At 49.9% G+C, this 11764-nt stretch carries 14 protein-coding genes; 5 read left to right on the forward strand and 9 right to left on the reverse strand.

What is annotated here, in order from left to right; all coding sequences use genetic code 11:
• Positions 1–117: 117 nt before the first annotated feature.
• The 5 genes from KNP00_RS08090 to KNP00_RS08110 form a co-directional block, all read right to left on the reverse strand.
• A complete protein-coding gene (locus KNP00_RS08090) occupies positions 118–525 on the reverse strand; it encodes a Rok-like winged helix domain-containing protein (protein ID WP_215143973.1) in 408 nt (135 codons plus the stop codon).
• A gap of 219 nt (positions 526–744) precedes the next feature.
• Positions 745–1410, reverse strand: a complete 666-nt coding sequence (gene pgmB, locus KNP00_RS08095) for a beta-phosphoglucomutase (RefSeq protein ID WP_215143974.1) — start codon at positions 1408–1410, stop codon at positions 745–747.
• A gap of 199 nt (positions 1411–1609) precedes the next feature.
• A complete protein-coding gene (locus KNP00_RS08100) occupies positions 1610–1945 on the reverse strand; it encodes an Asp23/Gls24 family envelope stress response protein (RefSeq protein WP_215143976.1) in 336 nt (111 codons plus the stop codon).
• Positions 1946–2019: 74 nt separating this feature from the next.
• Positions 2020–3075 (reverse strand): acyltransferase family protein, encoded by a 1056-nt coding sequence (locus KNP00_RS08105; RefSeq protein ID WP_215143978.1) that lies wholly within the window; start codon positions 3073–3075, stop codon positions 2020–2022.
• A gap of 18 nt (positions 3076–3093) precedes the next feature.
• Positions 3094–3648: a hypothetical protein gene (locus KNP00_RS08110; RefSeq protein ID WP_215143980.1), complete on the reverse strand. Its 555-nt coding sequence runs from the start codon at positions 3646–3648 to the stop codon at positions 3094–3096.
• A gap of 251 nt (positions 3649–3899) precedes the next feature.
• Here KNP00_RS08110 and KNP00_RS08115 point away from each other — a divergent pair, with 251 nt between their 5' ends.
• Positions 3900–4388 carry a hypothetical protein gene (locus KNP00_RS08115; protein ID WP_215143982.1) on the forward strand — a complete coding sequence of 163 codons (489 nt, stop codon included), beginning with the start codon at positions 3900–3902 and terminating at the stop codon, positions 4386–4388.
• A gap of 5 nt (positions 4389–4393) precedes the next feature.
• Here the strand turns inward: KNP00_RS08115 and KNP00_RS08120 are convergent, their stop codons facing one another.
• Positions 4394–4993 carry an alpha/beta hydrolase gene (locus KNP00_RS08120; RefSeq protein ID WP_215143984.1) on the reverse strand — a complete coding sequence of 200 codons (600 nt, stop codon included), beginning with the start codon at positions 4991–4993 and terminating at the stop codon, positions 4394–4396.
• Complete coding sequence (locus tag KNP00_RS08125) at positions 4990–5934, reverse strand: VOC family protein (RefSeq protein WP_215143986.1); 945 nt, start codon at positions 5932–5934, stop codon at positions 4990–4992. Before KNP00_RS08125 ends, KNP00_RS08120 begins: the two co-directional genes overlap by 4 nt.
• A 115-nt stretch (positions 5935–6049) precedes the next feature.
• Here KNP00_RS08125 and KNP00_RS08130 point away from each other — a divergent pair, with 115 nt between their 5' ends.
• The 3 genes from KNP00_RS08130 (at position 6050) to KNP00_RS08140 (ending at position 8616) form a co-directional block, all read left to right on the forward strand.
• Entirely contained in the window at positions 6050–6940 is an 891-nt protein-coding gene (locus tag KNP00_RS08130) for an ABC transporter ATP-binding protein (protein WP_215143992.1), read from the forward strand.
• The gene (locus KNP00_RS08135) at positions 6930–8123 is read left to right on the forward strand and encodes an ABC transporter permease (protein ID WP_215143994.1); all 1194 of its coding nucleotides are present in this window, start codon (positions 6930–6932) and stop codon (positions 8121–8123) included. The genes KNP00_RS08130 and KNP00_RS08135 overlap by 11 nt, the downstream gene beginning before the upstream one ends.
• Before the next feature lie 64 nt (positions 8124–8187).
• Positions 8188–8616 (forward strand): hypothetical protein, encoded by a 429-nt coding sequence (locus KNP00_RS08140; protein WP_215143996.1) that lies wholly within the window; start codon positions 8188–8190, stop codon positions 8614–8616.
• A gap of 50 nt (positions 8617–8666) precedes the next feature.
• On the opposite strand, the gene KNP00_RS08145 is transcribed toward KNP00_RS08140, so the two are convergent.
• Together KNP00_RS08145 and KNP00_RS08150 are read right to left on the reverse strand one after the other, a co-directional pair.
• Positions 8667–9266, reverse strand: a complete 600-nt coding sequence (locus KNP00_RS08145) for a helix-turn-helix domain-containing protein (protein WP_215143997.1) — start codon at positions 9264–9266, stop codon at positions 8667–8669.
• Between the two features lie 90 nt (positions 9267–9356).
• Complete coding sequence (locus KNP00_RS08150) at positions 9357–9857, reverse strand: PTS sugar transporter subunit IIA (protein WP_215143999.1); 501 nt, start codon at positions 9855–9857, stop codon at positions 9357–9359.
• A 208-nt stretch (positions 9858–10065) separates the two neighbouring features.
• Here KNP00_RS08150 and KNP00_RS08155 point away from each other — a divergent pair, with 208 nt between their 5' ends.
• Positions 10066–11760 carry a M3 family oligoendopeptidase gene (locus KNP00_RS08155; RefSeq protein WP_215144001.1) on the forward strand — a complete coding sequence of 565 codons (1695 nt, stop codon included), beginning with the start codon at positions 10066–10068 and terminating at the stop codon, positions 11758–11760.
• The last annotated feature ends 4 nt before the right edge of the window (positions 11761–11764 follow it).

An 11764-nucleotide genomic window follows, 5' to 3' on the forward strand; every position in this document is an offset into this window, starting at 1 on the left:
GCCGACAGTTCCTCTCTCAAAAAAATAGACTCTGGCGCATTATATCATATTTCGTATCGATGAGTGGAAAGTCCGTTTACAACAAAAGCCGATTGGGCATTCCCCATCGGCTCAGACTCAAGAAAGTGTAGCTGCCACTTCTTCTTTTGGTTCATATGTATATAGGCCGCGCCCGATTTTTTTGATGTCAGGGTTCACCCCTTCAATCTTCACCATCAGTTGATAAATATTGCTGATATGGTGACGGTAACGAAGCTCAAGCTCCATCTGGATATCACGTACACTCATCGTCTGACGCTCCTTCAATAGATCCGTCACTTGATGTACGTATACTTCAAGCGGATAACGTTGATTCACGCGCCGTGGACGTAGTCGTTTCGACGCATCGGGCATCGGGTCTTTTTCCTCTTTATCCCGGCTCAATTCCGCGAGCAAGTATTCCGCACGGCGTTGCAGTTGCCGATACGATTCCTCGATCTCCATTAGCTCTCGATAAATGTGATCGTTTACATTCGTAGATTCCATACACAAATCCCCTTCTACATCCAATTATAATTCGAGATTCCCTATTTTAATTCAGTAATTCCTAATAATCCCTTCTTATCTTCTATAAAAGTGTAACGGATTTGTAATGAGTTTGTCATCTCTTTTTGGGCAATTTTGTCTATTTAGGACTTTTGACTCAAAATAAAGACGGCGACTGTTCGGGGCAGTCGCCGTCTCACGGAAGATGATTGTAGTCCTTTACACTTGAACGCGTTCGAGGATGCGTTCGAGTGAAAGTTCGTCAGTCGAATGGACGATGAGGTCTGCATGACCGAGCATCGCTTCTTCTCCGACGGCGACAGCAAACATGTTTGCCGCTTTGATTGCAGTCACGCCTGCAGCCGCGTCTTCAACGCCGATGGCGAGTTCGGGTTTCACGCCAAGGGCAGATGCGGCCTTCAAAAACACTTCGGGGTGTGGTTTTGACTCGGCAACGGTTGCTGCATCGACAATGTGCTCGAAGTAATGACGGACGCCTAATGCGTCAACGACCGCGAATGCGTTCTTTGAAGCCGAAGCCATTCCGATTTTGAGTCCCGCCTCTTTGATTTCATCGAGGAATGAAACGATGCCTGGGAGCAGATCGTCTGATGAGATATGTTGAATGAGTTCAACGTAGTGCTCGTTTTTCTTTTGCGCGAGTGCTTCTTTCTCTTCCGGTGTGAAGTCGTTCTGTCTTCCGCCGAGCGCAAGAATCCGCTCGAGCGATTCGGTCCGACTCACGCCTTTGAGCGTTTCGTTGAACTCGCGGTCAAATGGAATCTCGAGCTCTTCACCGAGCTGCTTCCAAGCGAGATAGTGGTACTCTGCCGTGTCAGTGATGACACCGTCCAAATCGAAAATCACTGCTTCAATCGTTGACATACATGCTTTCCGCCTTTCCTTCAAATGTCTGTGTCGTCAGACTACATTTAGGGAACTTGACAAGTACCCGTCGCACGTTTGGTCATTGATGCAAACGGTTGCACTTGTTCGATTTCTATTATAAATGAAAACGTTATCTTGATGCAACCGTTTTCGCAAAAATCAAAAAAGGAAGGGCTCATCGCCCTCCCTTCCACAATTAAAGCTGAATGCCGACCACTTTCACATTCACAGAACGTGGTGTCATTGCAAGCATCGTATCCATGTCTTGCGTGATCCGCTCTTGAACAGCCGTCACCGTCTTGATAATCGATCGCCCGTATGCGATGTAAAGAGACAGGTTGATCGTAATGCCTTCCTCTGACTCTTCGACTTTCACATGCTTCATGAGCGCTCGCTCTGACAATTTCGTGTCTTCTTGTGTGAACGAGACGTATTTCGTTTCCTTGACCGCGACCGCGGCAATCATTTCAACGACATGACGTGATACATTCACGTCGCCTTCTGTGCTGTACATTCCATTTTCGTATGGCATAAGGTCACTTCCTTAACTCTAATTTCGTGTCTTCTCTATAAAGTGTAGCTGAAATGATGTGTTTAGAAAAGACTTTACCCTTTAACACTTCTCGTATTTTGAATGCGTTTCACGTCAATCTCGACGAGCGGGCGCAACAGACGGACCATCGGCGGACTAATAATGAACAGGACCATCACGAAGGCGACAGCGAACAGGACGAGTAGCTGCATCCAGGATGTCGGCATAAATCCGGCCGGCACGAACGCCTTCCAGGCGACGACGAGGAATACATGGACGAGGTACACATACAAGCTATATCGTCCCGCCCTCGAGAAGACCGGTAGTTTTCGTCCCGGAATGATGAGTGCGAAGCTAATCGACATAAGGAGTGACACCGTATAGACGATCAAGAAAGCGAACGGTCCCCCCCACATCGCTTCCGGCAAGGCCGTGTCATAAGCGAAGCGGAACTTGAACAAGTTCCCGATATGATAGAACGTATCGGATTGTTGGACACGCATCGAAATCAAGAGCCCGACCGTGAGCGTGAAAAATACAATCGCTCCGCCGATCCGGTAACGATTACGTTGTTCGGCCCGCTTCGGCAACTCAAAGAAGTTGAGCGTATTGCGTTCGGACATCCAGTTCCCAATCAAAAAGAACGGATAGAACATGATCACCTTACGCAATGCGAAATAGCCTGTCGCCTCGGCTTGGAACCCGAAAAGAAGCGCAAACAAGAGCGCGTATAGCACGTACCCTTTCAATTGCGTGACATACGGGGTGATGATGTACCAAAAGATGATTGCCATCAAGTACCAGAGCGCCCAGTATGGTTTCAATAGATTGAATCCCGGGTTTTCAAGCGAAAAGATAGGGATCCCTTCCGTGAAAGCGAACCACGACCCGAGAATGATCTGCCAGATGACATAGACGATGAACAACTGGATCACGCGCAAATACCGGTTCTCCCGATAAAAATAACCGCTGAGCATGATGAATAGCGGCATATGGAACGTATACAAGAACAGATAAACCCATTTCGGAAGGATGTCATCATAAACGCCACGTACATCGGTCAATAAGTGCCCGAACACGACGAGCAGGACAAGCACACCTTTAATATTGTCATACCAATAATTTCTCATCATATTTCCTCTAGTTCTTTAATCGATATTTTCTTTCACCCATGCCTTTTGACGCTCCCAAAACGCGACGATTTGTTCGCGCTGATGGATCGGGAACTCATCGAGTAAATCGTCTACTCGACCTTTTATCAAATAAAGCGTGTACGGGTCTTCCTTCATCCGCTTGAGCACTTTGTCAAACTCACCAAAAAAGATTTCGAGCTCTTTCGGGGCACTCACTTCTAACAAATCACCCATTTCTTCAACATACGGACTAAAATAATTTAAATAAAAGACACGAACGCCTTCCGAAAATGCTGGCTCTTTGAAGTAGTCCGCTTTCTTGACGATGGCAGCGCCGTTTTTTAGAAGCGTCAGATTATTTGAACCCCGCGAGGCACTTTCACTTAACCGAATGATATCCCGGATTAGCTCATTCATGACATCGCCTTCAAACTCTTCGATGAAATAACGGTTCAACGTCGTCTTCACCTCGGCGTGTTGTTTATACAGACTGACGACGAGTTCAATCAGTTCCTCTTGAGTAAATGATTTCAACTCTTTTCTTAGTTCTCCGACCTTCATTTTTTTCATTCCGCGCCACCTCACTCCATTTTCCTTCACCTATCATAATCGATTCCTCTTCAAAGTGAAATTACGTTTCAACAAAATTTTCATGTCTTCACTGTCATCATTCCCATAATTCGACGAATACAAGCCGAAACGTCAAGAAATCCTCAAGATATAGCGTGCTTTCAAAGTATTCAAATGGACGGGATTGGGTAGAGTATAGTATAGTGGTGTTACTAAATATTCTGAATATTCTAACAAAGGAGGTGGAGAGAATGGCTTCGATCATCCGGAATCGACACCATATGGTGCATGACCCGAAACGTTCATTCTCTAATTTCGGATTTTGGTGGTTCGTCAGCATCTTTTCCGTCGGGCTACTCCTTGTTGCCTTTGAGTCAGTGCGCAGCGGTTTTTCTGCCATTCACCCCGTATTGTCCGGTATGGCCTTCCTCGGCCTCACATTCGTGCTCGGTGTCGGTGCCAAATTGGTCCGTGACGTCTGGTGGCTCAATCACTTGTTAGAGCGTACGCAGAACCGTTACTTATACATCGGCGGAGACACGCTTCAAAGTTGGCAGTATACGCTCGACTCGATTTGGTTACTGACGCGCACCTCACAAAAAAAGCTCGGCCGATTGTATATTCAAATCGACCGAACTGTCCGTGCTGAGGAGGCGAAACGTTTGTTTGCCGCCTATTTGATTGACCGTGGTGTCCTCGTCGTCTATTCTCGTCCGAGTAAATTTAAAAAAATGGCTTGAACGACTTAGTCGAGGTGAGCAGCGATCCATGACCGGGCTGCCTCGACTTCTTCCATGCGAAGTTCATGACCGCCCGTGTGATAGAAGAGTTCGACGTCCGCTCCGGCATTCCGGAGTGTCGATGTCAGCTCTTCTGTTTCTGTTTTCGGGCAAATCGGGTCACGCTCTCCTGCCGAGATGAACACGTTCGTCCCTGACAGGTTCGGTAGTGTCAACGAGCGATCCGGTACCATCGGATGGAACAAAAGAGAAGCGGTGAAAGCCGGTTGACGATAGAGTGACGAACCGATCAAGTTCGCCCCGTTCGAGTATCCGATTGGGATCATCTTCTCCCGGTCGATGCCGTACTCTGTCGCCGCCTCGTCCAAAAAGCTTAAAAAGCGCTCCGTTTGCTTCTTTAAATCTTCTAAGTCGAGCACCCCTTCTGCATGACGACGGAAGAAACGTGACATCCCATTTTCAATGACGTCTCCTCGAAGCGTCAAGATGTTCGCCTCTGTCGACAATTCTTTCGCGAGTGGGATCAAATCTTGCTCGCTCCCTCCTGTTCCGTGCAACAAGACGAGCGTCGTTTCTTTCGTTCCTTGAATGAATTGATGAATCATATCCGTTCTCCTTTCGGTAATTCAATGGTTGGCAATGTACGAGAAATGTGGTCCCGTTTTTCTTCTAGCCATGATGGCAAACGAAGCGTCTCACCGAGTGAATCAATCGACTCGTCAACAGTGAATCCAGGTACGTCTGTCGCAAGTTCGTGCAGGATGCGTCCGGCATCATGGAAATAGACGGAGCGGAAATAGTTACGTTCCTTCACCTCGGTCGGTCTTAGCCCAAGATCAAAAATCGCATCTTGCCATGTCGGATACTGTTCACCGTCCGCAACGCGCCATGCGATGTGGTGAACCGTTCCTGTGCCTGGAACCCCGTTCGGTAAAACCGTTTTCTTCACATCGATGACGTTCGCGTAATCGGCTGACCCGATCAGACGGACCCATTCCCCATCTTCCGCGACCCGTTCAAAACCTAACAGTTCGGTCAACAGACGAATGGTCTCGTCCGGATCCTTTGACAATAACGTCGCGCCGGCGAATCCGACAATCGCCTCGTCCTTTGTGATTCCTTCGACGACCCAACGTGTCTGTTTCGAACTCGGTCTCGCGACGAGCTCGACGACGAGTCCGTCCGGGTCTTCAAACAGAAGCGACGCCTCATCGAACCGTGTTGTCGCAACGGTCGCGATGCCGTGCTGCTGTAATCTTTCTTCCCAAAACGGCAAACTTCCTGCCGGCACGAGATATGTCGTTACGCCGACTTGACCGCTCCCGACCTTCCCTTTCCCTAATCCTGCGATTGGAAAGAATGTGATGACCGTCCCCGGCTCGCCGGTTTCGTCCCCGAAGTAAAGATGATACGTGCCCGGGTCATCAAAGTTGACGGTCTGCTTGACGAAACGAAGGCCGAGCACCTCGCCATAAAAATCTAGTGTACGTTGGGGGTCTTGTACCATCGATGAGATGTGATGAATCCCCGTGGAGTGCGTTTTCATAATCATCCTCCTTTGTTATCTTGATTTCAAGATAAATCATTGACCAGAAAAAGTGAAACTTTTTGCTCACAGTGGCGTACGATAGAGGTGAGACTTTTTAAGGAGGTACATGAACATGGCATTACATATCGAACGTGTCACGAAAGAGTTTGGTGACTTTAAAGCCGTCGACGACCTCACCTTCCGTGTCCCACAAGGTGAAATGTTCGGACTGCTCGGCGCGAACGGCGCCGGAAAGACGACGACGTTCCGGATGATTCTTGACATCTTGAAACCGACGGATGGAAGCATCACCTGGAACAATCAGGCGGTCGACCATCGAATCGTCGGTTATTTACCCGAAGAGCGAGGTCTATATCCGAAGTCGCAAGTTCGCGAACAGCTCGTTTTTCTCGCGAGTCTGAAAGGTATGCGATCGAGCGACGCCAAGCGTGCCGTCAAATCATGGCTCGAACGCCTTGAAATCCCCCAGTATGAGACGATGCGCGTCGAACAGCTTTCGAAAGGGAATCAGCAGAAGATTCAGCTCGTCGCCGCCCTCATTCACAATCCTGAACTCCTCATCTTAGATGAACCGTTCAGCGGACTCGACCCGGTCAACGTCGAAATTTTAAAACGCGAGGTGCTCGCGTTACGTGACTCCGGGACGACCATCCTCTTCTCGAGTCACCGAATGGAGCATGTCGAGGAGCTCTGCCAGCATGTCGGCATCTTGAAAGGCGGACGTGCCGTCGTGAGCGGTGACGTCCCGACAATCAAGTCACGCTATGCCGAGCCCGCCCTCTTCATCGAGACGGACCAGATTCACGTACTTGATTCGCTCCCTGTCATCGAATCGATCGAGCCGCATAAATCTGGTCATTTAGTCCGTCTCCGTTCATTCGATGATAGCGACGCCGTCCTGTCGGCACTCGTCCGTCATCAGGCGAACGTCAAGACGTTCATGCGTCAACCTGTATCGCTCAACGATATCTTTATCAAGGAGGTCGGTCAGCATGTTTCATAACTTTGGGCCACTCTATTCGTTCACACTCAAATCCCGGATCCGTTCGAAGGCGTTCATCATCTCGACGGCGTTGACGATTCTTTTCATCTTTGGTTTCACGAACATCGACCGGATCTTGTCGACATTTGAAGATTCCGAGCAAGCGAGCGCTCTCGTCGTCTCCGAGAACACAGAACTCGTCGATACGATGCAGTCGCTCGGTTACGAAGACGTCGCCTCAAGCGAGATCACGGAAGAAGAGGCGCGCTCCGGTATAAGCGATGGGGAATATGGCGTCGTCGCGTTCGTCGATGGGTATGATGCCCGTGTCATCTCCGAACGCCCGGAACAAGAATTTACGACCGTCTTGCAAACGTCGTTGCAACAGTTGCGAAATGCAGAGCTGATCGAATCATCGGACGTCGACCCGGCAGTCATCGCCGCCCTCAGCGAACCGATCCAACTTGACGAGTCCTATCTCGGACGTGGAGGAGAGAACTCGGACGAACTCCTCTCTTCATCGGCACTCGTCTATGTCATGCTGATGCTCCTCTATATTTCCATCATCACGTACGGGTCGATGATTTCAACGGAAGTGACGACCGAGAAATCATCACGCGTCATGGAACTTATCATCTCGACGACACACCCGGTGACACACATGCTCGCAAAAGTGACGGCGATCGGGACGCTCGCTCTCATCCAGATCGGGATTTTTCTTGGATTCGGTTATGTCAGCGCGAGAGGCAGTGAGCTCGCGACGACGGTCCTCGAGAATGCAGGGAATGCCAGAGCTGTCATCTATTTGCTCGTCTTCTTCCTGCTCGGCTACTTGTTATATGCGTCCCTCTTCGCCGTCCTCGGGTCGCTCGTCAGCCGCGTCGAAGAGTCACAGCAAATGGTCATGCCGGTCATCATGCTTCTCGTCGCAGCGTTCCTCGTCGCGATGTTCGGCTTGAACAATCCAGATGCGACGATTGTGACGGTCCTCTCGTTCGTCCCGTTCTTCGCACCGATGCTCATGTTCCTACGCGTCATGCTCGTCGATGTGGCCGTTTGGGAAGTGGCGCTCTCCATCGGATTGCTCATCGGAACGATTGGGCTGACGTTATGGATCGGCTCGAAATTCTACCGTGGCGGCGTCTTATTCTATGGAACGAACGCCATTAAACAATGGCGACAAATATTACAAAACCGTCAATAACGTTTACAGCAAATTCGTTTTCGTTTACTCTAAAGAATGTGCAAAATGAGGAGGAAAACGAACTATGCGATCACGATTACTCGCAGCCCTAATCTTTACGTTTATGACGACGCTCACGACGTTCATCTGTTACACCGTCTTCTTAGACGCGGATGCGTTATGGCAAATCCTGCTTGCTTATGCAGGCAGTACGTTCATTGGAACGCTCGCGTTTTGGTATCCGGTCAGCAGACGTTCACAGACGTCTCGCTTCGGCGGCGCATGGATCGGCATCATGATTACTGCAACGACACTCATTGGCTTCACCGTCATCCGCTTCACTTTCCGTGGCGACGCGGCAGCATTGCTCGAGTGGCAAACGATGCTCGCGAGTCTCGCCTACACATTCGGATATGTCGGATGGGTGCTCACCATCTTGAATATCGTGCTCGGCTTCTTGCTTGCCGGTACACGGCCAAAAGTACGCTATGAAGCGCGCCAGGCGCGCCCATAATGTAAAGTGACCAGGAGAATCGCTCTCCTGGTCATTTTTTCATATTTACATCATTGTAATTTATACGATTTGTCGCTGACGCCATGCTCTGCATATTGGAGAGAGCTCCTCCCGGGTTGATCGGGGACGAGCCGCTCGACATAGCGGGCGAACGGGACGATGTGGTGATTTGAATCGTGTGACCGCCCAAGGTCGAGGACCGCATCGACGAGTGCTTCGAGCGCGTGATGAGACGACGGCTCTTCATCGTCTTGAAAAATGCGTTGCAGTTCCTCTTCATGCATCAAATCAAAGATGCGCATCCGTTCTTCAAGCTGACGCTGCATCTCTTCGACTGACTTCCCGTGCATCGCTTCTTCGTAGGCGAGTTTCATCTGCTCGAGCTCAGGCACTTTTCCTCGCATCAACACTTTGAGCGATTCGCCCGTCCATATGTGGCGTGCCAAGTAGTTCGGGTCGATTTGTAGCGTTTCGGCGAGCGCCTCTATGTAAGGCATTGTCGGATAGACCTCGCTCAGTTCGGTGCGCCGAATAAAATAAGGTGCCACACCAATCTGTTCTGCAAGCGTCTCAATCGATAATCCGGCCCGCTCTCGTAATATTCGAATCCGGTCTCCATATCCCCGATAAGGTGCATTTTTTCCATCCATCTCATTTCCCCCTTCCCTCTCTCCATTATAATTCCCGCATTCACAAAAAAATACTCGGAAGCATAAGCTCCCGAGCACGAAATCATCATCTTATTTCTTTGTCAGTTCGACAACTTCTGAAGAACCGGCTGTCACAGCGTCGCCTTCTGCGACAAGTTTGTTCACGCCGAAACTGTCGTGGTTCGTAATAATGATTGGCGTGATTGTTGATGGGGCGTTCGCTTTGATAAAATCAAGGTCGAATGTGACGAGCGGGTCTCCTGCTTTGACAGATTGCCCTTCTGTTACGTGCGTCTCGAAGCCTTCCCCTTTAAGGTTGACCGTATCGAGACCGATGTGAATCAAGTACTCTGCTCCGTTTTCAGCGTTGATGCCAATCGCGTGTTTCGTCGGGAATACCGTTGCGATCGTTCCGCTGACCGGTGAGACGACTTTTCCTTCTGTCGGCTCGACAGCGATCCCGTCACCCATCATTTTTTGCGAGAATACTTGGTCCGGTACGTTCGTGATGTCGACGACCTTTCCTGTAAGCGGTGAAACCGCGTTGAGTTGTTCTTCTTTACCACCAAAAAGTTTTTTAAAGAATCCCATAGCTTAATCCCTCCAACATGTTCTATTCAATCAAAGTCTCCACTACAATACCCGAAAAGCTAAGACTTCAATCCCTGCCTTATTCACGGTATAGTGGTAACAAGGCAGTGCGAAATCGTTATACACATCGTAAGAATACGAGTGTGCAATCGCTTTTGCAAGTCCTTTTTACGCTTTGTAAAAAAAACACACAATGGAGGCGCTTACAATGACGACTTTCACAAAATTGTCATATGAACGACCCGACTTGGACGCTTTAAACAGCAGATTGTCGGACTATTCTGCCGAATTACAGCAAGCGAGTACACTCGAAGAAGCGAACGAACTCATTCGCCAAATCAACAAGGAACGTAACGACTTCGAGACGCACAGTCAGCTCGTCGCGATCCGACATTCGGTCGACACACGCGATTCGTATTATGAAGAGGAGCAGGCCTTTTTTGACGACGCACTTCCGGTCTATGAGAAGGAAATTCAAGCGTACTACCGTGTCTTGACGAACCACGAGCTTCGCACCGAACTCGAGGCAGAATGGGGAAGTCAATTGTTCTCTCTCGCCGAACGCGCTCTCGAGACGTTTGAAGAGTCACTCATCCCGAAATTACAAGAAGAAAACCGATTGGCGACAGCTTATCAAAAAGTCATGTCCGCTGCAGAAATCGAGTTTGACGGCAAGACGCTCAACTTGTCACAGTTCGGTCCGTATCTCCAGTCACCAGACCGTGATGTCCGAAAAGCCGCATCCGTCGCCCGTTATACATACCTTTCAGACAACGGTGACGAGCTCGACCGGATTTATAGTGAGTTGGTACGCGTGAGAACAGACATTGCCCACGCACTCGGCTTCCCGTCGTTCGTTGAACTCGGGTATGCACGGATGCAACGCGTCGGCTATGACGAGTCGATGGTCGACAACTTCCGGAAACAAGTCCGTGACGTCATCGTCCCACTCGCATCTGCTTTGAAAGAAAAGCAGGCGAAGCGAATCGGCGTCGACCACCTCTATTACTACGATGAGTCGTTCGTCTTCCCAGACGGAAACGCGACACCACAAGGGGATGAGTCGTTCATCATCGAAGGCGGAAACAAGATGTATCGCGAGCTCTCAAACGAGACGGACGAGTTCTTCCAATACATGCAGGAACGCGGCGCCCTCGACTTGACGGCAAAGCCAGGGAAATCCGGCGGCGGATACTGCACGTACTTACCGTCTGAAGGACTTCCGTTCATCTTCTCGAACTTCAACGGGACGGCCGGCGACATCGACGTGCTCACGCACGAAGTGGGTCATGCCTTCCAAGTGTATGAAAGCCGTCATTTGACGACACCGGAATACGCCTTCCCGACGTATGAGGCGTGCGAGATTCACTCGATGTCGATGGAATTCTTCTGTTGGCCGTGGATGGAGCTCTTTTTCGGCGACCAGGTCGACAAGTATAAGTTCAACCACTTGGCCGGTAGCATGACGTTCCTTCCATACGGCGTGCTCGTCGATGAGTTCCAACACGTCGTCTACCGCAACCCGGAAATGACGGCGGCGGAGCGTCGCCAGGCGTGGCGTGACTTGGAGAAGGTTTATCTCCCGCATCGTGACTACGAGACGAACGACTATCTCGAATCAGGTGCATGGTGGCACCAGCAAGGTCATATTTTCCAAAGCCCATTCTACTATATCGACTATACGCTCGCACAAGTGTGTGCGTTCCAGTTTTGGGTGCGCATGCACGACGATCGCGAGGCGGCATGGAGCGACTACCTCACTCTCTGTCAGGCAGGCGGAAGCCGCTCGTTCCTCGAGCTCGTCGAACTCGCGGGTCTCAAGTCCCCGTTCGCAGACGGTGTGTTGAAAGAAACGATTGATCAAATCGAAGACTATCTCTTGAAACATCCACTCGCGAACTAACAAG

The sequence above is a fragment of the Exiguobacterium qingdaonense genome (assembly GCF_018617855.1).
GTDB classification, from domain to species: Bacteria; Bacillota; Bacilli; order Exiguobacteriales; family Exiguobacteriaceae; genus Exiguobacterium; species Exiguobacterium qingdaonense.

Excerpts from the sequence above, each read along its gene's own strand:
- KNP00_RS08090 (WP_215143973.1), bottom strand. The coding sequence starts at position 525 with ATGGAATCTACGAATGTAAACGATCACATTTATCGAGAGCTAATGGAG.
- pgmB (WP_215143974.1), bottom strand. The coding sequence starts at position 1,410 with ATGTCAACGATTGAAGCAGTGATTTTCGATTTGGACGGTGTCATCACT.
- KNP00_RS08100 (WP_215143976.1), bottom strand. The coding sequence starts at position 1,945 with ATGCCATACGAAAATGGAATGTACAGCACAGAAGGCGACGTGAATGTA.
- KNP00_RS08105 (WP_215143978.1), bottom strand. The coding sequence starts at position 3,075 with ATGAGAAATTATTGGTATGACAATATTAAAGGTGTGCTTGTCCTGCTC.
- KNP00_RS08110 (WP_215143980.1), bottom strand. The coding sequence starts at position 3,648 with ATGAAAAAAATGAAGGTCGGAGAACTAAGAAAAGAGTTGAAATCATTT.
- KNP00_RS08115 (WP_215143982.1), top strand. The coding sequence starts at position 3,900 with ATGGCTTCGATCATCCGGAATCGACACCATATGGTGCATGACCCGAAA.
- KNP00_RS08120 (WP_215143984.1), bottom strand. The coding sequence starts at position 4,993 with ATGATTCATCAATTCATTCAAGGAACGAAAGAAACGACGCTCGTCTTG.
- KNP00_RS08125 (WP_215143986.1), bottom strand. The coding sequence starts at position 5,934 with ATGAAAACGCACTCCACGGGGATTCATCACATCTCATCGATGGTACAA.
- KNP00_RS08130 (WP_215143992.1), top strand. The coding sequence starts at position 6,050 with ATGGCATTACATATCGAACGTGTCACGAAAGAGTTTGGTGACTTTAAA.
- KNP00_RS08135 (WP_215143994.1), top strand. The coding sequence starts at position 6,930 with ATGTTTCATAACTTTGGGCCACTCTATTCGTTCACACTCAAATCCCGG.
- KNP00_RS08140 (WP_215143996.1), top strand. The coding sequence starts at position 8,188 with ATGCGATCACGATTACTCGCAGCCCTAATCTTTACGTTTATGACGACG.
- KNP00_RS08145 (WP_215143997.1), bottom strand. The coding sequence starts at position 9,266 with ATGGATGGAAAAAATGCACCTTATCGGGGATATGGAGACCGGATTCGA.
- KNP00_RS08150 (WP_215143999.1), bottom strand. The coding sequence starts at position 9,857 with ATGGGATTCTTTAAAAAACTTTTTGGTGGTAAAGAAGAACAACTCAAC.
- KNP00_RS08155 (WP_215144001.1), top strand. The coding sequence starts at position 10,066 with ATGACGACTTTCACAAAATTGTCATATGAACGACCCGACTTGGACGCT.